Here is a 19,701-nt window from a genome sequence, read left to right on the forward strand (position 1 = left end):
GCTCACTCCAGCAGCGCGAAGCCCGACTCGTACCGCGTCTTGCCGAGCGCCGCCACCACGATCTGGAGGAACCCCATCGCCTCGAGTTCCCTTGCGCGGGTCAGCGGGCCGACGTCGACCGCGCGCATTCCCGCCGCCTCGATGAACTCCGCGACGGCCATCTTCGCCTCGGCGTAGTCGCCGGCGAACAGGACGGTCGTGCGCGTCGTGCCGTTCGTGCCGCTGACGAGCGTGTCTCCGAGATTGACGTTGAACGCCTTGACGACTGCAGTGCCCGCGGGCAGCAGCTTCACGAGTTCGGCCGCGGTGGACGAATCAGCGGGCGACTTCAGCCGGTCGTAGGTGGAGAAATCGATGGGGTTGCTGATGTCGATGACGACCTTTTCGCGGAACTGGTCCCGATAGTGCTCGACGATGCCCGGGTACGCCCCGTAGGGAACGGCGAGCACGACCAGGTCTCCGGTGAGCTTGTCGCCCATGACGCCGTAGCCCGGACCTGGACGCGCCGCGGACCTGCTTTCCGCACTGCGCTTGATGATCTGGACGCCTGCGCCGGCCCGGGCCGCGACCTCCGCGATCGCCCCGCTCATTTTGCCGCTGCCGATGATGCTGATCGAGGTCATGCGACCGGAACCCCCTGAAATCGGTTGAGCGCCTGTTCGGCCACCTTCTGTGCGTCGTAGTCGAATACCGCGCTCCGCCGGAAGTCGCGCCCGACCCGGAGATCGGCGTCGCGCTTTTCGAGGTCCGCGAATTCGTACTGCGCGTCGAACATGGCGCCGGCCCGGCGAGAGCCGTTCTGCAGGATCGCCGTGCGTTGCATGCGGACCGAGGTGTAGCGCCTGAACGCCTCGGGAATGTCGGCGACGCTGTCGGCCGCTGCGAGGAACGTCGCGAGCGCCATGCTGTCCTCGATCGCCTGGTTCACCCCCTGCCCCTGGTGCGGCAGCATCGTGTGCGCCGCGTCGCCGAGCAACGTGATCGGCCCTCGGGACCAGTTGGCGAGAGGTTCGTGATCGAAGAGGCCCCACCAGAAGGTGTGCTCGATGCGCCCGATGAACTCCTGGAGTTTCGGGTCCCAGTCCGCGCCCGCGAACTCGGCGGCGAGTTCGCCGACCGCCGCCGGGCCGGACCAGGCCCCGTCGAGCGGCCGGTCGCTCGGGATGCCTGCGACGAAGTTGAACAGCTTCCGCTGCTGCAGCGGATAGCACATGAAGTGCCGCCGGTTGCCCATCCACACCTGGCTGATCATGGGCCAGTCGCCGGGCAGGCGGGACGCGTCGACCACTCCGCGATAGACGATGTACCCGGAGTAGACCGGCTCCGGGAACTGGCCGACGGCTCCCCGCACCACCGAATGGATGCCGTCCGCTCCGATCACGGCGTCGAACACTTCGTCCGCGCCGTTCTCGAACTCGACGCGAACGCCGGAGCCCAGTCGCTCCACGGAAACCAGCCGGTGGCCGAGACGGATGGTCGCCGGATCGACCTCCTGCGCCAAGGCGTCGATCAGGTCCGGGCGGTACATGCCGATGTTCTGGTGCTGCTTGGCCGAGTCCTCCCAGGCCGCGTCGGTCACCAGACCGCCCATGGCGTTCAGGTAGACGCCGTGCCCGTCCGGGACCGCTCCGACCCGCCTGATCCGATCGAGCACGCCGAGTCTCTCGAGGACGCGCGCGGCGTTCGGCGCGACCGTGACCCCCGCGCCCACTTCGCCCAGCTTGCTTGCCTGCTCGAACACGGTGGCCCGTACTCCGGCGATCTTCCGCAGCGCGATCGCGGCCGTCAGCCCGCCCATCCCTCCGCCGATGATCGCGATGCGAGTGTCCTGACTTGCCACTGCTTCTCCCCCAAAGTCCTTGCCAGCCCTCCGTTCGGAGGGATCGGGAAGCTGTTCCTCCCATCATGGGAGGCCTTCCTCTGCGTGTAAATCGTGGTAATGTGAGGATGTAATTCGGTTGAACTGAAGAAGGGGAAGGGCAGCCATCTCCGAGGTGAGCCTGCGGCAACTCGAACTGTTCGCGGCACTGCCGAACTTCCCCACGCTCAGCGCGGCCGCGGCGCACCTGCACATCTCGGAATCAGCGCTGTCGCAGGCCGTGTCGAGCCTCGAAAGCGCCGTGGGCGAGCAGCTGTGCGTGCGGCGCAAGGCCAGAGGGCTCACGCTCACTCCGACCGGTCAGGATTTCGCCAGACGGGCCCGTCAGATCGTGGCCGACACGCACGAACTCGTCCTGAACGCCGGGCGCGAACAGGAGCTGCGGGGTCCGGTGCGGCTCGGCTGCTACTCGAGCTTCGCCGCGAACGTGGTGCCGGAGCTTCTCGAGGGCTTTCCCAAGCGGCATCCCGGCGTGAGCATCGGGATCACGGTGGGCACCAACGAAGAGCTGCTCTCCGATCTCGAGGCAGGGCGGCTCGACGTGGCCCTCGTGTACGACGTGTCGCTGCCGACCGGATGCCGCCGCCGCAGGATCTACGCGACCGAACTCGAGGCGCACCTGCCTCCCGGGCATCCGCTCGCGGCGGCCGAAACAGTGGACCTGGCGGATCTCGCCGACGAGCCCTACATCCAGTACGACGCGACACCGGGGGTCCGCAACGTGGCGGACGCGTTCACCGCGCGCGGCCTGGAGCCCAAGATCGAAGCCAGGGTCTCCCAGATCGGCCTCGTCGAGGCACTGGTGGGCCGCGGACTCGGCTACGGGCTGCTCATGTCCCGGCCCCACGCGCTCCCCATGAGCATCGAGGGACGACCGGTCGTCATCCGGCCCCTCGACCCCCCGGTCACGGTGACCCACGTGGTGGGGATCTGGCCCGCGGACATGAAGCTCACTCCGCGCGCCTCCGCCCTTCTCGACTTCGCCGCCGAACGGCTCGGCGAGCACGGGCTCGCCGACGCGATTCCGGCTCGGACGACATCCGAGGACTCGGCCGCGTCTGCAGCGGAGCGTTAGGAATTCCTCGGCGTCCCTTCGCCGCCGCGCTTGCCGCCGCCCCGACGTGAGCAGCGCTCGGCTGCCCTTTCGCGCTCGGGTGGAAGCAATCCACAACGGACACATCGCTCGGATCGATGCGGTCCTGGAAAATGTTGCCCTGCGGGAGTTCTCGGCGATCAGGTACTTCGCCTCGCCGAGCATCTCCGTACCGGAGCCGGGCCGTCCGGTGTTCGCGCCCGCGACGACGTACCCCCAGCGGGCGCGATCGATCGAATGCCCACTATGTCTGTTACGCGCTGAATAGTGGAATTCACCGCGGCCGCCGCGGGCTGTGCGCACTCGGACACCAGATGCTGATCACGACGCTACCCGGACGCAGAGTCCGCGGGGTCGAATGCCGGGGTACCCGCCCCCGGCCCGGAAGGCCCGCGCCATGCCGATTCCCGTATCCGAAGCTCTCGACCTGCAGGCGGATGTCGCCGACGGAAAGATCGAGGACCTGCGCCGTCCCGGCCGCTACCTGGTGAGCTCGATGCTCGCCGGGGCGTTCATCGGCGTGGCGGTCGTGCTGCTGCTGTCCGCGACCGGACCGCTCAACGCGGCGAGCTCGCCGTGGACGAAAACGGTGCAGGGCCTGGTGTTCGGGATCGCGCTGACCGCCGTGGTGTTCGCCGGCGCGGAATTGTCCACCGGGAACATGATGACGATGGTGCAGGGCGCGCTCGTCCGGCGGCGCGGCGCCGGTGCGGCCGCGGCGGTGATCGTGGTGTCGTTCGTCGGCAACCTGCTCGGTTCGCTCGTCTTCGCCTGGCTCGTGCACGAGGGCGGAGTGCTGTCCGCTGGCGGCTCGGCCGGGCACCCCGGTCCGGGTGCGGCTCTGCTCGCGAGCCTGGTCAAAGCGAAAACCGCGGAATCGGCGAGTGCGCTGTTCTTCCGCGGCGTGCTGTGCAACTTCCTGGTCTGCCTCGCCGTGTGGATGGCCGCGCGCACGAAGTCGGACGGCGCGAAGCTGGCGCTGATCTTCTGGTGCCTGCTCGCGTTCGTCAGCTCCGGATTCGAGCACGTGGTCGCCAACATGACGACCTACACCCTCGGCATCCTGGACGGCGTGCCCGGCGCGACGATCGGCGCGTTCGGCCGCAACCTGCTGTTCGTCGGGCTGGGAAACCTGGTCGGCGGCGGGCTTCTCGTCGGAGCCGCCTACGTCTTGCTGGGCAACCGGTCCCGCGTGACCGCTCCCCCGGCCCCGGCTGCGGAAGAACTCGCGTCCACCGGCAGCTGATTCTGGCGCGGTCGACACCGGGCTGCGGCGACGGTCTCCGAAGAGGCCGGTGCCGCAGCCCGGACGGGTCACCCGGTGACGAGCGACAGGCCGTAGGTCTGCAGGATCTCGTTCACCGGCTGGAACCAGGTCTCGCCGCCGGCGCTGCAGTTGCCGAAGCCGCCCGAGGTGACGCCCTGGGCTTGGTCGCCGGTGATGAACGAACCGCCGGAGTCGCCGGGTTCCGCGCACGCGTTGGTGTGCGTCGCCTGGTAAACCGCGCCCTGGGCGTAGTTGATGGTCTCGTTCAATCCCAGCACGGTGCCGCAGTGCCAATGCGAGGTCGAGCCGGAGCGGCAGATCGACGAACCGGCCGGCGCGACGGCCGACCCGCGGACGATCACGTCGCTGACCGTGCCCCAGCCGAGCACGACGGGGGCGGTCCACCAGCCGTTGCCGATGGTGATGTAGGAGTAGTCGTTGCCGGGGAAGGAAGATCCGGCGAACGTGCCCATCGCCGAGTTGTCCCAGCCGACGACGGAGCTGCCCTTGCTGCCGCAGTGCCCGGCGCTGACAAACCCGCCGTGCACCGAGAAACCGATGGAGCAGCGGGTGTTTCCGTTGATGTAGTAGGGATCCCCGCCGACAGTGCCTGCCGAGAAGGTCTGCGGCCGGGCGCCGGATGCCACGGTCACCGGTCCTGCTTCCCGGGCTCGCGCGAGGAAGGCGTCGACGTCCGGACCGTGCGCGCCGGGCTGGAGGGTGACGACCACACTGCCGCTGCGGGGATCCGCGTGCCAGCCGCTGACCGCGGCGGGAGCTCGTTTCGCTTTCGCGGCGGTGTCGATGGCCGTCTTCGCCGCGTCCAGCGCCGCGGCGGTGACCTTTGCCGGAACGGTTTCCGCACCGGTCCGGTGAACGGCGTCGGCAACGGCCGGGTCCGTCACGCCGACGACCAGCTTGCCGCGCGCCGGGTCGAACCAGGCCCCGCCGAAGGCCGTTCCAGCCGCTTGCTGGGCCGCGGGCATCTGCTTCGACGCGGTCAGCTCCTGCCGGAGCCGGGTCTGCGCTTGTGCGGCGCTGAGGCCGAGATCCCGTTGCATGGCCGAGATCAGTCCGGGCGACGCCTGGGCGGCGGGCGCGACCACGGCGGTGAGGCTGGCCGCGAGAACGGCCGCACCGGTGAGGCTGAGGGTGATTCTTCGACGCATCGGAACTCCTCGAAGGCCGGGGAAAGAAACCCACTGTCGGCCGAGTGTGCGGAGGGTGCGCGAAGCCGGTCCAGCGACGGCCCACGTTTTGTCCGAAACCTGTCGCCGCGACTGCTCCGTTCGTTCACTCCGGAACGGACTTCCGGGCAACAGGCGCGCCGCTGCCGCTCAGATGGGCGGGGCGGGTGAACCGGACCTGAATCGACAGGACTAGGGCAACAATGTCCCCATGTCTTCGATTGCGGCTTTCTCGGCCCTGTCCGTCCTCCTGGTCCTCATTCCCGGACCCGCGGTCATGCTGATCCTCAAGAGCGCGATCGCTCGCGGCCGGGGTCCGGCCCTGCTGACCGCGCTGGGAGTGCTGACAGCCGACCTGCTGTGGGCGGGCGCGTCGGTCGCCGGACTGACCGCACTGCTGGTGTCCTCGCAGGTGGCGTTCGACGTGGTCCGGTACCTGGGCGCGGCCTACCTGATCTTCCTGGGCGGCAAACTCCTGCTGACCCGCGCCGGACCGGATTTGGCGGCGCTGAGCACCGGCAGGCCGCGCAGCGGATGGCGCGCGTTCCGGGAAGGACTGCTCAGCGACTTGTCCAATCCCAAGACCGTCATCGTCTTCACCAGCGTCATCCCCCAATTCCTCCACCACGGCGCGCGACCTGTCGACACGCTGGTCCTCGGGGCGGCGTTCGCGGTGATCGGCTTCCTCTCCCTCACCGGCTATGCCCTGCTTTTCAGCGCCGCTGCCAGAATGCTGCGCAACACACGAGTGGTCCGCGCAATTCTCCGGACGGGCGGCGCGATACTCGCGGCGTTCGGCGTCGGCCTAGCCGTCGAGCGCCCCGCTGCGTGAATGGCTTTCGGCGCTCGGCTCAAGCGAGCGGGGTGTCGTCCAGAGCCTTCGCGAGATCCCCCGGCGTGTCATAGAGGGCGACGGCGCCGGCCTCCCGGAGTTCGTCGTCTCCGAAGCCACCGGAGCGGACGACGATCGCGGGCATCCCGGCTCGTTTCGCCGCTTCGACATCCCACACCGAGTCGCCGACCATTACCGCGGACGCGTCGGACGGGGCACCCAGCTTCTTCAACGCCGCCTGCAGCAGATCCGGGGCCGGTTTGGACGCCTCGACGTCGGCGCTGGTGGTCCAGTCGTCGACGAGGTCGCGCGCGTCGAGCTTGTCGAGGAAGACATCCGCGTGACGCTGCTGAGCCGAACTGGCGAGCACCACCCGGTGGCCGCGCTCCTTGAGGGCCACGAGCAGGTCGCGCGCGCCCGGCAACGGCGCCATCTCCTCGAGCAGCGTGTCGACCTCCTTGCCCTGCTGCTCCCGGGCCCGATCGCCCGCCCGGCGCTCCAGCTCCTCCCCGCCGACCGCGGCGACGAGCTGGTCCCCGCCCATCCCGATCAGCCGGTGCAGCCGCCACACCGGATACACCTCGCCCACCGACCGCAACGCCCGGTACCAGGCGAGAGCGTGGTGGTAGTTCGAATCGATGAGCGTCCCGTCGATGTCGAGGACGGCAATGGGGGAAGCAGTCACGATCACTGATTACCCACCGCCGCGGGAGTCAATCACCGGCGGCAGCTCTCCGGACGACTCAAGCGCCGCCTTGGCCTGCCGCATCTCGTCCTCGACGTCCGGCCGCAAAGTCCGGCGCAAAACCGGCGGCCGCGAGCAGAATCGGGATCGCGTTGTCCGGGTGGGTCTCGCCGCGTTCCCGGGCAAGCCGGAGCCGCAGCTCGTCCCGGCAGCCGCCGTCCGAGGCTGCCCGCCACGCCGCCGAGCGCGCGGTCAGCGGATGAGGTCGACCGGCACGCCGACATCGACCCGTGTCCAGGCCTTGTCCGCGGTGACGGCACGGCCTTCCGGGACGCTACGGGCGACCGCGAGGCACGCGCGGTCGCCCAGCGACAACCCTCCGCTGCGGGTGCTGCTCCACAGCACCGCGGTGTCTACCGCTTCGGCAGCGGTGAACGCGGCCACCTTCGCGCCGAGGGAAAGCACGACACCTGCCGCTTCCGCCGGCGCCGGATGGCCGTTCTGAGCGAGCTTCCGCACGACCTCGGAGAAGTTCACGGCGCTGATCACCGCCCCTCGGATCTGCGCGGCAACCTGGTCGTGGCCGTCCTCGCGGTAGATCAGCGCGAGGACCGCGCTCGCGTCCAGCACCGCCGTCACGCCGAACCCCCCGCCTGCTCGCCTGACGCGGCCGCATTGCCGCTGGAGCCCTCCCGCGCCGCCTCAGCTCGCCGGTCGGCAATCAGGGAATCCGTCACGCTTCCGGCCGCGCCGGCTGCCCGCGCCGCCGCGATCGCTTCGTCCTGCACCCTCTGCAGCAGATGATCGCGGTCCTCGAGAACCACCCTGCCTCGTTCGACGTAGGCGACAAGGTTCGATCCCGGAGAGATCCCCGCCGCTTGCCGAAGCTGTGCCGGAATCGTCACCCGGCCGTCGGGGGCGACGGATACGTCGGCCCTCGCCGTCATGAGATCTGCGCGCGTCACGCTCCTCAGCATACCGCCGGACTCAGCGAACCTCCACCGTAAAGTGTCGAAGTCCGGCGAGAATCTCGATTCCTCGGCGGGGATCGAGCAAACCCGGCGGAAGCGCGTGAACCTCGGCACAGCGGGCGGGCCTCATCCGGCGCCAAAGATCGTGCGCGCGTACCCGCCGGGCATACCGAAAATTCAGCTCTTTCGAACCTCAGCCGCCGCTTCCGACTTCCTGAGCCGGATGCTCTCGTCCGGCTCACGACCCCGCCGGTGCCAGGCGGGAACGTCGGAACGTGCTTGCTCTGGGGTTCGGCACGTCAGTCCGGTCTTCGCGAGGCCGATTCACAGTCCTGCAAATACGCCGGACGATCTCGATGCTTGCCACAACGAGAAGACCCCTCGGGCTGCGTCCACAGCGGACGTCGCCCCGGCACCAGCCGGGCGGCTGAGTTTTCCGGTTCGGGAAAGACGCGCTGGGCGACGCGACTCGGGTGCCGACCCGGGAAGCGGCCGGCACCCGAGTCCGGGCGAGCCGGCGGGGTCAGGCGGCTACGAGGGACAGTCCGTAGGTCTGCAGGATTTCGTTCACCGGCTGGAACCAGGTCTCGCCGCGGCGCTGCAGTTGCCGAAGCCGCCCGAGGTGACGCCCTGGGCTTGGCCGCCGGTGACGAACGAACCGCCGGAGTCGCCGCGTTCCGCGCACGCGTTGGTGTGCGTCGCTTCGTAGACCGCGCCCGGGCGTAGTTGATGGTTTCGTTCAGGCCCAGCGGCGACCCGCATTTTGTCCGAAACCCGTCGCCGCGGCTGCTCCGATCGTCCGCTCCGGAACGGACTTCCGGGCAACTGGCGCGCCGGCGCCGCCGGAAGCTCGCCCTCGGCACAGCTCGCGTGCCGGTGTTCCGGAGGCTGGCTCCAGCGGCTGCATGGCGCGAGCACACGACCACCTAAAGGTGCTAGTTCTCTCCGTCTCAACCGCGCGGCTCGGATAGGCTCATCGGTATGACATCCCCGATTGCGGGATCTATCACCGGATTCCTCCACAAAGCGAGCGCTTACAATGAATCCGACGGGCGGACTCACCGGCCGGCGCGGGACTAGAGGAGGATCGCCGGATGACCACGCTCTCGGCCGACCTGTGGCCCGACGTGCAGCCTGAGACCGCGCGACGGCTGATGCTCGCCGGGGTGGAGTCGTTCGCCGAGCGCGGCTACCACGCCACCACCACGCGGGACATCGCCGGCGCGGCGGGGATGAGCCCGGCCGCGCTGTACGTGCACTTCCCGTCCAAAGCCGCGCTGCTTTTCGCGATCAGCCGCAACGGGCACGAGCAGACGCTGGCCCTCGTCGAGGACGTGATCGGGCGCGTCACCGGTCCGGTGGAGCGGATGCGGCTCCTCGTCGAGGATTTCGTCGCCTGGCACGCGCGGCGGCACACGGTCGCGCGGGTCGTGCAGTACGAGCTGAATGCGTTGCCGGAGAAGGAATACCAGGTCGTCGCGCAGCTTCGGCGGAAGATCGAGCAGCGCGTGCGCGAGGTGATCGCCGACGGGGTCGAGTCCGGTGCGTTCACCGTCGGCGACGTCGGGATCGCGGCGCGCGCGGTGCTGTCGCTGGGCGTCGACGTCGCGCGCTGGTACAGCGAACGTACCCGCCAGACCCCCACTGAACTCGGCAAGGAGTACGGCGAACTCGTTCTCCGCATGCTCGGCGCGGGCTAGAGCGCCAGCACCAGCTTGCCCCGTGCCTGCCGCGACTGGCTCAGTTCGAGCGCGGCCCGCCAGTCGTCCAGGGGGAAAATCCGGGAAACCGGGATCGAAAACCGGCCCTCCGCCGCGAGCGCCGCGAACTCGCCGAGGACGTCGTAGCGCGGCTGAGCGCCCGAGCTGACAATGGTCTGAACCCCGGGCTGGTCCGAGCTGAGGTCGAGCGTCAGCACGTGTCCGGGCTCCTTGACCGTGCGCACGAGCTCGCTCACCTTGCCGCTGAACGGCGCCGCGTCCAGCACGCGATCGACCGGTCCCCCGGCCAGCGCCGTCACGCGTTCGGCGATTCTGTCCTGGTAGCCGGTGACTTCCGCACCAGCCGAACGGAGGGCGGCGGCGTGCGTTTCGCCCGCGGTGACGATCACGCGTGCCCCGCGCAGGAGCGCGATCTGCGCCGCGGCGAACCCGGTGGTGGTGCCCGCGCCGTGTACAAGCAAAGTGCCGGAGCCGAGTGCGTCGAGCGCCGCGTAAGCTGTTCCGACCGCCATCGGCAGAGCCGCCGCGTGGACCGCGTCGAGCCCGTCGGGCCGCGGGAACCACGTGTCGAGCAGCGCCTGTTCAGACGCGCCCGCGGTGGGGCCGGTGAACGGCGCGATGCCGAAAACCGGGTCGCCGACCTCGACGCCGGTCACGCCTTCGCCGAGCGCGTCGACCGTGCCGGACACCTCCAGGCCGATCCCGCGCGGCAGGTCACCGGCGAAGAGGCCCTCGCACAACGCCCAGTCCGCCGGGTTCAGACCGCACGCCTGGACCGCGACGCGGATCCGCCCCGGCCCGGGTTCGGGGGCCGCGGCGTCCTCGACCCGCAGGACCTGGGCCGCAGGACCGTGTTCAGAGAAACGAAGGGTGCGCATCCGGCTGTCTCCTCGTGAGTGATGACAGAAGCTGTCGTCACTCACGCTACCAGAGTGATGACAGCATCTGCTGTCGCTACACTGGCCCCATGGCGCGATGGGAGGGCAACACCCGGAACCGGCTCGAGCAAGCCGCACTGGAGCTGTTCGAGGAACAGGGCTACGACCGCACGACGGTCGCGCAGATCGCCCAGCGCGCGAACCTCACCGAGCGGTCGTTCTACCGCTGGTTCGCGGACAAACGGGAAGTGCTGTTCGGCGGCAGCCAGGAACTGGAAACCGAATTCGTCACCGCGATCGACGCCGTCCCGCCAGGAACGCCCGCGCTGCCGACCCTGCTGGCTGCCTTCGCCACCGCGCCACGCGTATTCCGTCCGCGCGAATTCCTGCTGCGCCGAGCGACCGTGATCGCCGCCAATCCCCCGCTGCGCGAACGGGAACTGATCAAACTCGTCACCATTTCCGAAACCCTCACCAGCGCACTGAAAGACCGCGGCATCGATCCCCAAACCGCCCGACTCGCCACCGACCTCGGACTCTCCGTCCTACGACTCGCCACCGAACGCTGGATGACCGAGAAACACCGCGACAGCAACAGTTTCCCCGAAGCCCTGTCAACCGCCGCCGCGGACTTGCTCGCCGTCGCCACCGGCGGAAGTCCGACCTGACCTCACCCATCCTGCTGCGCCGAGCGACCGTGATCGCCGCCAATCCCCCGCTGCGCGAACGAAAATTGATCAAACTCGTCACCATCTCCGAAACCCTCACCAGCGCACTGAAAGACCGCGGCATCGATCCCCAAACCGCCCGACTCGCCACCGACCTCGGACTCTCCGTCCTACGACTCGCCACCGAACGCTGGATGACCGAGAAACACCGCGACAGCAACAGTTTCCCCGAAGCCCTGTCAACCGCCGCCGCGGACTTGCTCGCCGTCGCCACCGGCGGAAGTCCGGCCTGACGTCGCCCGCGCGAATCGTTCCGCGATGTTCGCCATCCGGTCCAGCAATTCCGGCGGCCCGTCCTCCACCACGAAGTCGAATTCCCACTGCGCCAGGTAAAACGGGATGGATTCGAAGGTTTTCGCGCCGGTCCGGATCCGGCAGGTTTCGTCGTCGATCGGCTCGATCACCGCCGTCGTCGGGGAAATCCACGCCGTCAGCACTTCCGCCGGAGCCGACACGCGCAGCGTCACGATGTGCGGATACGGCGCGGTCGCGATCCGGCTCGACACGTAAGCGGCGAGGTCCTCGGCCGGTGGTTCCCTTGGCGTGAAACGGAAACTGGGCACCGGGAGGCCGTCGATGCGGTCCAGCCGGAAGGTGCGCCAGTCGTCTCGGCCAAGATCCCACGCGACGAGGTACCAGCGCCATCCAGCGTGCACGAGCCGCAACGGTTCCACGTCGCGTTCGGTCACCTCGCCCGCGTGGGTGCCGTAGGTGAACCGCAGGCGCTCGTTGTCCCGGCACGCCGCCGCGACCACGGTCAGCAGCTCCGCGTCGATCTTCGGTCCGCCGCCGGGGATCCGGACCATCGCCGAATCCATCGCCCGCACCCGGTGTCGCAGCCGCGCGGGCAGCACCTGTTCGAGCTTCGCCAGCGCCCGCACGGACGTCTCCTCGATGCCCGCCACCGTGCCGTTCGCCGCCGTGCGCAGGCCGACCGCCACCGCGACCGCCTCGTCGTCGTCCAGCAGCAGCGGCGGCAGCGCCGCACCGGAACCCAGCCGGTACCCGCCCGCGACCCCCGGCGTCGCGTGCACCGGATAACCGAGCTGCCGCAGCCGTTCGACGTCGCGGCGGATCGTCCGCACGTCGACCCCCAGCCGGCCCGCGAGGTCCGGACCAGGCCATTCGCGACGCGCCTGCAACAGCGAGAGCAGGCGCAACAGGCGTTCGGAGGTTCCGTACATGCCGAGCACTCTGCCACGCTTCGCGGACAGCTTCGGTCCTCGATCGCCAGGGCGACGCGGCGACGTGCGAAAGTGACGCATGCTCGACGACCTGCTCGCTGTCGCCCGCGAAGAGGCGGAAGCCGGAAAAGCCGAGGGCGGCGTGCCGATCGGCGCGGCCCTGTTCGACCGCGACGGGAAGCTGCTCGGCCGCGGCCACAACCGCCGCGTCCAGGACGGCGACCCGTCCCTGCACGCCGAAACCGCCGCCTTCCGCGCCGCCGGCCGCCGCCCGCACTACCGCGACACGATCATGGTCACCACGCTGTCGCCGTGCTGGTATTGCAGCGGCCTGGTCCGGCAATTCGGCATCCCGCACGTGGTGATCGGCGAATCCCGGACCTTCACCGGCGGCCACGGCTGGCTCGCCGACCACGGCGTCCGCGTCGACCTCCTCGACGACCCCGCCTGCGTCGCCCTGATGACGGAATTCATCGAACGGGAACCGGCGCTCTGGTTCGAGGACATCGGCGAACCGACGTGACTCACGCCAGCGGCGAAAACTCCAGCGGCACCGCGATGACCGAGTCCGCGTCGAGAATCTCCTCTGGCGCACCCGGCGGCGGCCACATCCCCTTCGCGTAGAGGTCGCGGCGGATCGCGAGCCGTTCGTCCAGGCTCGCGAACGGCCAGATCTGGATGATCCGGTCCGGGCCGTCGAGCGCGTACATCACGACAGTCAGCGGATCGACCAGATGCCGCGCGGGCAACGCTTCGCGCCAGCCGTCGATCGTCGCGGTCAGCCCGCCCGGCCGGAGGTGGTAGTCGCGGATCTCGTACACCGAGCCGTACTTGCCCGGCCGCACCGGCGGCACGAACGGGAATGGCGCGAAACTCTGCAGCGACAGGTCGGTCAGGCAGCCGCCGCCGAACGGTGCGCGGCTGTGCCGGGCGCGCAAGCGTTCCTCGTCCAACTCTTGCTGATTCTCGAACCCGCGCAGCACGACCAGCCTGCCGAGCGGACCGTTCTCCGTCTGCCAGCAGCCGAGCAGTTCGCCGTGCCCCTCGACCCACGGCAGCACGCCTTCGACGGCTTTCGGCCCGTCGAGCAGTTGGAACGACAGAATCGCCAGCTCGTACCGGACAGCCTGCTGCTCCGGGGCGACGTCGGCACGGCTGATCCGGACCGGTTCGGTCATGACGCTCCCACTTCGTTCGCTCGCCCTTCCAGCCTGACACAGCCCCGCGGCCGCGCTCGCTGAGCGGACTCGGCTGCCCTCCCGGCCACGCACCGCTTCCCGATCGTCCCGCTGACCGGCGCCCCGGAACCTCCCGGCAACCTCGGCGCCCTCGGTGAGGTTTTTTCCCACTCCCGCCCATGTCTTGACACTTCTCAATGGTCTAGTCCATTGTGACTGCGCACACACTCCCCCGAGTGCCTGCGGGGCGCCGCCGCCACGTCCGGCTTCGCCAGGTGCTCCGATGACGCGTGCCGCGAGGTGCGCGTTCCCCCGTTGGAGGACCCATGAAATCCTTGCGCCGCACCAGTTCCCGCCGGAAACTCGCCGGACGTCTCGGCGTGCTGGCGCTCGCCGCGGGCGCCGCTCTGTCCACCGCGACCGGCACCGCCTCAGCCGCGGGAGACCCGGTCCTCGCGGCCCCGTACCTGTACCAGTGGGGCGGCCAGAGCGATCCGTCCGCCGCGATGGACGCGACCGGCGTCAGCGCGTTCACCCTCGCGTTCATGCTTTCCGGCGGCGGCTGCACGCCCGCCTGGGACGGCAACCGGCCCCTCGACGGGACCGACGCCGCGATGATCCAGAAGATCCGCTCCGCGGGCGGCGACGTGATCCCGTCGTTCGGCGGCTGGCAGGGCAACAAACTGGGCCCGAACTGCGGATCGCCGGAGGAGTTGGCCGGCGCGTACCAGAAGGTGATCGACGCCTACGACCTCAAGGCGATCGACCTCGACATCGAGAACACCGACGAGTTCGAGAACGCGGCGGTGCAGGACCGGATCCTCGGCGCGGTCAAGATCGTCAAGGAGAAGAACCCGAACGTGCGCGTCGTGATCACCATGGGCACCACGCCGCAGGGCCCGAACGACTGGGGCAAGCGCCTGGTCTCGCAGGCGAAGGCACTGGGCGCGGACGTCGACGTGTGGTCGCTCATGCCGTTCGACTTCTCCGACGGCGGCGACATGGTCGCGATGACGAAATCCGCGGTGGACGGCCTGGTCGGCGAACTGAAGTCGACGTTCGGCTGGGACGACGCCACCGCCTACCACCGCGCCGGACTGTCGTCGATGAACGGCAAGACCGACCGCGCGGGCGAGGTCGTGTCGGTCGCGGACTTCACCGCGATCCGCGACTGGGCCGCCGAACACCACCTGGGCCGCGTCACGTTCTGGGCGACAAACCGCGACTGCGGCGGCTGCAGCGGGATCGACCAGGAGAACTACGCGTTCACGAAGGTCGTGGCCGGGTACAACGGCTGACCGGGAGCCGGGCTGGGCCGAGCCGGGCGGCGGTTGGGGCGAGGCGGGTCAGGTCGAGCAGCGATCCTGCCGACCTGGGCCGAACTGGCAGCGGTCCGGCCGACGCGCGCTAAGCCGAGCAGCGATCCTGCCGACCTCGGCCGGACTGACGGCGGCTCGACTGGCCCTGGCCCGGCTGAGCAGCGATTGGGCTGGCCCGGATCAAGCCGGGCAGCAACTCCGCCGACTCGGGTCAGGTTGGCGGGTTCGACCGGCCCGGATCAAACCGGCGGCGGTTCGGCTGAGCGAACCGGGCACCCTTCGAGCGAAGACTCGCGGGTCACCCCGGTGGACTGAACCACCTGGCGCACGCCTGGATCGCGGCCGTCGGGTCTGGCGACGGGGACCTTCCCGCCCGGGAGGCCCCCGTTCTGCCGTCCGTCACACACCGTGCACGGACGCGGCCGAACGAGTGAAGATCAGGCAGCGGCGGTGACCGACAGCGCGGCCGCGCCGGCCTCGGTCAGTTCGGCGGGGACCCGGCCCGCGGCGGTGACCCCGATACCCGGACGGACGTAGCCGCCCTTGGCGAGTGCGTGTGCGGTCATCTGGTCGCAGCAAGCGAAACCGTCGACGAACAGGTCGGGCTCGCAGCTGGTGGACATCTCCGCGCGCTGCTGCGCGACCGCTTTGAGCATGGCCATCGCGCGATGGGTCAGCTCGACGGTCACCCCTTCTGCACCGGACACCGGGATCGCCTTCTTCCTCGTGGGCTACTTACTCAACGTTATCGCTGATTGGGCCGAATGTGTTAACAGCCACACTGTAGCGGTTCGGGAATGTGACGATGCCTAGACCTGTTCGGTTCCCGCCAGGCGAGACTCGAGCGTCCGCGCCCACTCGCGCACGATCTGCTCGCGGCGGCGGGTGTCGTCGGTGAGGAGGTTGGCGAGGCCGAGCCCGCGCCCGAGGTCGAGAGTGGCCTGGACCAGTTCGCGAACGCCCGGCTGAGCCTCGTCGACCCCGAGCAGTTCGACCGCGACCCGGTGCGCCTCCCGCCCGACGCGCGCCTCCAGCGGCACCAGCACGTCGCGCAACTGGTCGTCCGTCGACGCGACGGCCCACAGCTGCAGCGCGGCGCGGAACATCGGCCCGGTGTAGAGCGTCAGCAGCATCTCGACGACCCACTCGATCCGCGACGAGCCGCCCGGCGATCCGGCCGCGCGCGTGCGCAGTTCGTCCAGCTGGGCCTCGCCGAGCAACTCGACCGCCGCGGCGACCAGCGATTCCCGCGTCGGGAAGTGGTGCTGCGCGGCGCCCCGGGAAACCCCGGCACGCTCCGCGATGACCGCGACGGTCACCCCGTGCCACCCGCGCTCCCCGATGCAGTCCATCGCGGCTTCGATCAACCGCCGCCGGGTGGTGCGGCTGCGTTCTTGTTGCGGTTCGCGGAGCATCAGCGCTCACCTGCCCGAGCCAGCCCGCACCCAGACCTCAGACCAGACACGCGCCGAGTGGTGCAGCTGCGTTCCTGTTGCAGCTCGCGAAGCATCAGCCCTCACCCGCCCGAACCGGTCCGCTCCGGCGGAAGTCCGTGACGGGAGCCCTCCCGGACCTCAGACCAGGCCCGCACCGGGCACCCGGCCGCACTCCACGGCCGGGCCTCCGATTGCCGACGCACCTCATGACTTCACCCTTGCTCAGTACGACTTCGGCAGCCCGAGGCTGTGCTGCCCCACGAAATTCAGCACCATCTCGCGGCTCACCGGCGCGATCCGGCCCAGGCGCACGGCCGTCACCAGGGTTCCCAGGCCGTATTCGGTCGCCAGCCCGTTTCCGCCGTGGGTCTGCACTGCCTGGTCGACCGCGCGGATCGCGACCTCCGCCGCCGCGTACTTCGCCATGTTCGCGGACTCCCCGGAGGCGAAATCGTCGCCGGCGTCGTACAGCGAGGCGGCCTTCTGCGTCATCAGTTTCGCCAGCTCAAGCTCGATTTTCACCTGCGCGAGCGGATGCGCGAGCCCCTGGTGCGACCCGATCGGCGCGCCCCACACCTGCCGTTCGTTGGCGTAGCCGACCGCCTTGTCCAGGGCGTACCTCGCAGTGCCCAGCGAGAACGACGCGCCCATGATGCGTTCCGGGTTCAGGCCCGCGAACAGTTGCGCGATCGCCGCGTCCTCCTCGCCCACCAGGGCTTCCGCGGGCAGCCGCACGTCGTCCAGGAACAACGAGAACTGGTTTTCCGGCGCGACGATGTCCATGTCGATTTTCGTGAACTCGAACCCGGGCGTGTCCGTCGGCACCACGAACAGCGCGGGCTTCAGGCGACCGGTCTTCGCATCCTCGGTGCGGCCCACGACGAGCACCGCGTCCGCCTCGTCGACGCCCGAGATGAACACCTTGCGCCCGGACAGCACCCAGTCGCCGCCGTCGCGACGGGCGGTCGTCGTGATCTTGTGCGAGTTGGAACCGGCGTCCGGTTCGGTGATCGCGAAGACGATTTTCTTGCTGCCGTCCGACATTCCGGGCAGCCACTGCTTCTTCTGGTCCGGCGTGCCGAAGCGCGACAGCACCGTCCCGACGATCGCCGGCGACACCACCATCAGCAGCAGCGGCGAGCCCGCGGCCGCGAATTCCTCCAGCACCGCGGCGAGATCCGCGATCCCGGCTCCCCCGCCGCCGTATTCCTCCGGCAGGTTCACGCCCAGGTAGCCGAGCCGCCCGGCTTCGTTCCACAGCTCGTCGGTCTTCTCGCCCGCGCGGGCCTTTTTCGCGTAATAGTCGTGCCCGTACTTGCCCGCCAGATCGGCCGCGGCCTTCCGCAGCGCCACCCGCTCTTCGGGCTCGACGAAGTTCATCGCGTTCATTCGGTCTCTCCCACCACAGCCAGCACCGCGCCTACCTCGACCTGTTGCCCGACCTCGACCGGCAGTTCGGCGACCACGCCGTCCGCCGGGGCCGAGATCCGGTGTTCCATCTTCATCGCTTCCAGCCACAGCAACGGATCGCCCGCCCGCACACTGTCCCCTGCGGACACTGCGAGCCGCACGACCGTGCCCGGCATCGGCGCGAGCAGTGAACCCGCGGCCAAAGCCGAATCAGGATCGGCGAACCGCGGCTCGGCGGTCAATGTCACCGAACCCAACGGAGAGTCCACATAGGACACCGCGCCGTGCCTGGCGACGGCGAAGGTCCGGCGCACTCCGGCGATGTCGAGGACCACTTGGTCCGGCGTCGCGGCGACCAAGGCGACGTCGTCGTATCCCTCGGCACGCAGACCGTCGCGGGTCAGCGAGTAGACGACCTCGTAACGGTTGTCTCCCTTGGCGAATACCTTGCGCTGTCCGCCGGAACGGACGTTGCGCCAGCCACTGGGCAGCCGTCCCAGAGTGGTCGCGGAGGCCCGGTTTCCCGCAGCATCGGCCAGTGCGGCGGCCAGCGCGGACCAGCGTTCGGTGTCCACAGTGGCCAGTGGCGCGGCCAGAGTGTCCAGTCCGTGCCGGTCGAAGAACGCGGTATCCGTTTCTCCGGCAAGGAAAGCTTCGTGGCGCAGGATCCGGACCAGCAGGTCGCGGTTGGTGACCACGCCGTGGATCTTCGCGCCAGCCAAGGCACCGGCGAGCCGACGCGCGGCTTCCGCCCGCGTGGGAGCCCACGTGATGACCTTCGCCAGCATCGGGTCGTAATGGACGCCGATCACCGAGCCGGACTCCACGCCGGAATCGAGGCGCAGCCCGGCACCGTGGACGAATTCGCGGTCCACTCCGGACACTTCGAACGTGTGCAGCGTCCCGCTCTGCGGCTGCCATCCGGCCGACGGGTCTTCGGCATACAGCCGGACTTCGATCGAATGCCCATTAGCAGCAGGCGGTTCGGCGGGCAATCGGCCGCCTTCGGCCACCGAAAGCTGCAACGCCACCAGGTCCAGTCCGGTGACGTTCTCCGTCACCGGATGCTCGACCTGCAGCCGCGTGTTCATCTCCAGAAAGTAGAACCGGCCATCCGGGCCAGCGAGGAATTCGACCGTTCCCGCACCGACGTAGTCGATCGCCTGCGCGGCCTTGCGTGCCGCGTCGAACAACTCCGCCCGCATGGCATCGTCCACAAAGGGCGATGGCGCTTCTTCGACCACCTTCTGGTGCCGCCGCTGGATGGAGCACTCCCGCTCCCCCACCGCCCAGACGGTGCCGTGCGAGTCGGCGAGCACCTGGACCTCGATGTGCCGTCCGGTTTCGAGGTACCGCTCGCAGAACACCGTCGGGTCGCCGAACGCCGATCCCGCTTCAGCGCGAGCACTCTCGACGGCCTCAGCCAGCTCGTCCAGCGAGCGGACCACGCGCATGCCGCGACCGCCGCCGCCAGCGGAAGCCTTGACCAGCAACGGAAGATCGGCATCGGTTACCGAGGAAGGGTCCAATTCGGACAGCACCGGAACCCCGGCGGCAGCCATCAGCCGCTTGGACTCCACTTTGGAGCCCATCGTCTCGATCGCCGCGGGCGGCGGGCCGACCCAGGTCAGCCCGGCGTCGAGCACTGCCCGGGCAAACCCGGCGTTCTCGGACAGGAAGCCGTATCCGGGGTGGATCGCGTCAGCACCGGCGTCCGCCGCGGCTTTGACGATCAGTTCGCCGCGCAGATAGGTCTCGCCCGGTGCGTTGCCCGGCAGCCGGACGGCGACGTCGGCTTCCCGCGCGTGCGGCGCGTCGGCGTCCGCGTCGGAAAACACCGCGACAGTGCCGATTCCGGCGTCCCGGCAGCTGCGGAACACGCGGCGGGCGATTTCGCCCCGGTTGGCGACCAGCAGATTCTGGATCATGGCCC

21 protein-coding genes and 1 pseudogene are annotated in these 19,701 nt (G+C 69.4%); 8 read left to right on the plus strand and 14 right to left on the minus strand.

What is annotated here, in order from left to right:
- Positions 1-2: 2 nt before the first annotated feature.
- The gene (locus EIZ45_RS17025) at positions 3-623 is read right to left on the minus strand and encodes an NADPH-dependent F420 reductase (RefSeq protein ID WP_134663583.1); all 621 of its coding nucleotides are present in this window, start codon (positions 621-623) and stop codon (positions 3-5) included.
- Positions 620-1,840 (minus strand): FAD-dependent monooxygenase, encoded by a 1,221-nt coding sequence (locus EIZ45_RS17030; RefSeq protein ID WP_134663584.1) that lies wholly within the window; start codon positions 1,838-1,840, stop codon positions 620-622. The genes EIZ45_RS17025 and EIZ45_RS17030 overlap by 4 nt, the downstream gene beginning before the upstream one ends.
- 154 nt (positions 1,841-1,994) lie before the next feature.
- Between EIZ45_RS17030 and EIZ45_RS17035 the strand changes: the two genes are divergently transcribed.
- Positions 1,995-2,954: a LysR family transcriptional regulator gene (locus EIZ45_RS17035; protein ID WP_205669962.1), complete on the plus strand. Its 960-nt coding sequence runs from the start codon at positions 1,995-1,997 to the stop codon at positions 2,952-2,954.
- Between the two features lie 415 nt (positions 2,955-3,369).
- Positions 3,370-4,218: a formate/nitrite transporter family protein gene (locus tag EIZ45_RS17040; RefSeq protein ID WP_134663586.1), complete on the plus strand. Its 849-nt coding sequence runs from the start codon at positions 3,370-3,372 to the stop codon at positions 4,216-4,218.
- 68 nt (positions 4,219-4,286) lie between these two features.
- Here the strand turns inward: EIZ45_RS17040 and EIZ45_RS17045 are convergent, their stop codons facing one another.
- Positions 4,287-5,408: a S1 family peptidase gene (locus EIZ45_RS17045; RefSeq protein WP_134663587.1), complete on the minus strand. Its 1,122-nt coding sequence runs from the start codon at positions 5,406-5,408 to the stop codon at positions 4,287-4,289.
- 229 nt (positions 5,409-5,637) lie between these two features.
- Here EIZ45_RS17045 and EIZ45_RS17050 point away from each other — a divergent pair, with 229 nt between their 5' ends.
- Positions 5,638-6,258, plus strand: coding sequence for a LysE family translocator (locus EIZ45_RS17050; RefSeq protein WP_134663588.1), 621 nt, complete (start codon positions 5,638-5,640; stop codon positions 6,256-6,258).
- A 19-nt stretch (positions 6,259-6,277) separates the two neighbouring features.
- On the opposite strand, the gene EIZ45_RS17055 is transcribed toward EIZ45_RS17050, so the two are convergent.
- From EIZ45_RS17055 to EIZ45_RS17070, 4 genes and pseudogenes are all read right to left on the minus strand, one after another.
- Positions 6,278-6,943 (minus strand): HAD family hydrolase, encoded by a 666-nt coding sequence (locus tag EIZ45_RS17055; protein ID WP_134663589.1) that lies wholly within the window; start codon positions 6,941-6,943, stop codon positions 6,278-6,280.
- A 252-nt stretch (positions 6,944-7,195) separates the two neighbouring features.
- Entirely contained in the window at positions 7,196-7,582 is a 387-nt protein-coding gene (locus EIZ45_RS17060) for a type II toxin-antitoxin system VapC family toxin (protein WP_134663590.1), read from the minus strand.
- Entirely contained in the window at positions 7,579-7,908 is a 330-nt protein-coding gene (locus EIZ45_RS17065) for an AbrB/MazE/SpoVT family DNA-binding domain-containing protein (protein WP_134663591.1), read from the minus strand. The genes EIZ45_RS17060 and EIZ45_RS17065 overlap by 4 nt, the downstream gene beginning before the upstream one ends.
- Before the next feature lie 529 nt (positions 7,909-8,437).
- Positions 8,438-8,675, minus strand: a pseudogene (locus EIZ45_RS17070) (S1 family peptidase); the annotation flags it as partial.
- Between the two features lie 333 nt (positions 8,676-9,008).
- On the opposite strand from EIZ45_RS17070, the gene EIZ45_RS17075 reads away from it, so the two are divergent.
- Positions 9,009-9,614, plus strand: a complete 606-nt coding sequence (locus EIZ45_RS17075) for a TetR/AcrR family transcriptional regulator (protein WP_037814765.1) — start codon at positions 9,009-9,011, stop codon at positions 9,612-9,614.
- On the opposite strand, the gene EIZ45_RS17080 is transcribed toward EIZ45_RS17075, so the two are convergent.
- Positions 9,611-10,513, minus strand: coding sequence for an NADP-dependent oxidoreductase (locus tag EIZ45_RS17080; protein ID WP_134663592.1), 903 nt, complete (start codon positions 10,511-10,513; stop codon positions 9,611-9,613). The genes EIZ45_RS17075 and EIZ45_RS17080 overlap by 4 nt on opposite strands.
- Positions 10,514-10,602: 89 nt before the next feature.
- Here EIZ45_RS17080 and EIZ45_RS17085 point away from each other — a divergent pair, with 89 nt between their 5' ends.
- Both EIZ45_RS17085 and EIZ45_RS17090 read left to right on the plus strand, forming a co-directional pair.
- A complete protein-coding gene (locus tag EIZ45_RS17085) occupies positions 10,603-11,181 on the plus strand; it encodes a TetR/AcrR family transcriptional regulator (protein ID WP_134736056.1) in 579 nt (192 codons plus the stop codon).
- A 29-nt stretch (positions 11,182-11,210) separates the two neighbouring features.
- A complete protein-coding gene (locus EIZ45_RS17090; RefSeq protein ID WP_205669963.1) occupies positions 11,211-11,474 on the plus strand; it encodes a hypothetical protein in 264 nt (87 codons plus the stop codon).
- Here EIZ45_RS17090 and EIZ45_RS17095 read toward each other — a convergent pair.
- Positions 11,421-12,425 carry a YafY family protein gene (locus EIZ45_RS17095; RefSeq protein WP_134663594.1) on the minus strand — a complete coding sequence of 335 codons (1,005 nt, stop codon included), beginning with the start codon at positions 12,423-12,425 and terminating at the stop codon, positions 11,421-11,423. The two genes, EIZ45_RS17090 and EIZ45_RS17095, sit on opposite strands and share 54 nt — an antisense overlap.
- A 79-nt stretch (positions 12,426-12,504) precedes the next feature.
- Here EIZ45_RS17095 and EIZ45_RS17100 point away from each other — a divergent pair, with 79 nt between their 5' ends.
- Positions 12,505-12,948: a nucleoside deaminase gene (locus EIZ45_RS17100; RefSeq protein ID WP_134663595.1), complete on the plus strand. Its 444-nt coding sequence runs from the start codon at positions 12,505-12,507 to the stop codon at positions 12,946-12,948.
- A 1-nt stretch (position 12,949) separates the two neighbouring features.
- Here the strand turns inward: EIZ45_RS17100 and EIZ45_RS17105 are convergent, their stop codons facing one another.
- Entirely contained in the window at positions 12,950-13,603 is a 654-nt protein-coding gene (locus EIZ45_RS17105) for an NIPSNAP family protein (RefSeq protein WP_134663596.1), read from the minus strand.
- 326 nt (positions 13,604-13,929) lie between these two features.
- Here EIZ45_RS17105 and EIZ45_RS17110 point away from each other — a divergent pair, with 326 nt between their 5' ends.
- Positions 13,930-14,901 (plus strand): chitinase, encoded by a 972-nt coding sequence (locus EIZ45_RS17110; RefSeq protein ID WP_051729071.1) that lies wholly within the window; start codon positions 13,930-13,932, stop codon positions 14,899-14,901.
- Between the two features lie 458 nt (positions 14,902-15,359).
- Here EIZ45_RS17110 and EIZ45_RS17115 read toward each other — a convergent pair whose 3' ends face one another.
- The 4 genes from EIZ45_RS17115 to EIZ45_RS17130 form a co-directional block, all read right to left on the minus strand.
- Positions 15,360-15,629, minus strand: coding sequence for a hypothetical protein (locus EIZ45_RS17115; RefSeq protein WP_101438633.1), 270 nt, complete (start codon positions 15,627-15,629; stop codon positions 15,360-15,362).
- 102 nt (positions 15,630-15,731) lie between these two features.
- Complete coding sequence (locus EIZ45_RS17120; protein WP_037814758.1) at positions 15,732-16,337, minus strand: TetR/AcrR family transcriptional regulator; 606 nt, start codon at positions 16,335-16,337, stop codon at positions 15,732-15,734.
- A gap of 243 nt (positions 16,338-16,580) precedes the next feature.
- Positions 16,581-17,747, minus strand: coding sequence for an acyl-CoA dehydrogenase family protein (locus EIZ45_RS17125; RefSeq protein WP_134663597.1), 1,167 nt, complete (start codon positions 17,745-17,747; stop codon positions 16,581-16,583).
- Positions 17,744-19,696, minus strand: a complete 1,953-nt coding sequence (locus EIZ45_RS17130; protein WP_134663598.1) for a biotin carboxylase N-terminal domain-containing protein — start codon at positions 19,694-19,696, stop codon at positions 17,744-17,746. Before EIZ45_RS17130 ends, EIZ45_RS17125 begins: the two co-directional genes overlap by 4 nt.
- Between the last annotated feature and the right edge of the window lie 5 nt (positions 19,697-19,701).

Source organism: Amycolatopsis sp. CFH S0740 (assembly GCF_004522315.1).
Lineage (GTDB): Bacteria > Actinomycetota > Actinomycetes > Mycobacteriales > Pseudonocardiaceae > Amycolatopsis > Amycolatopsis nivea.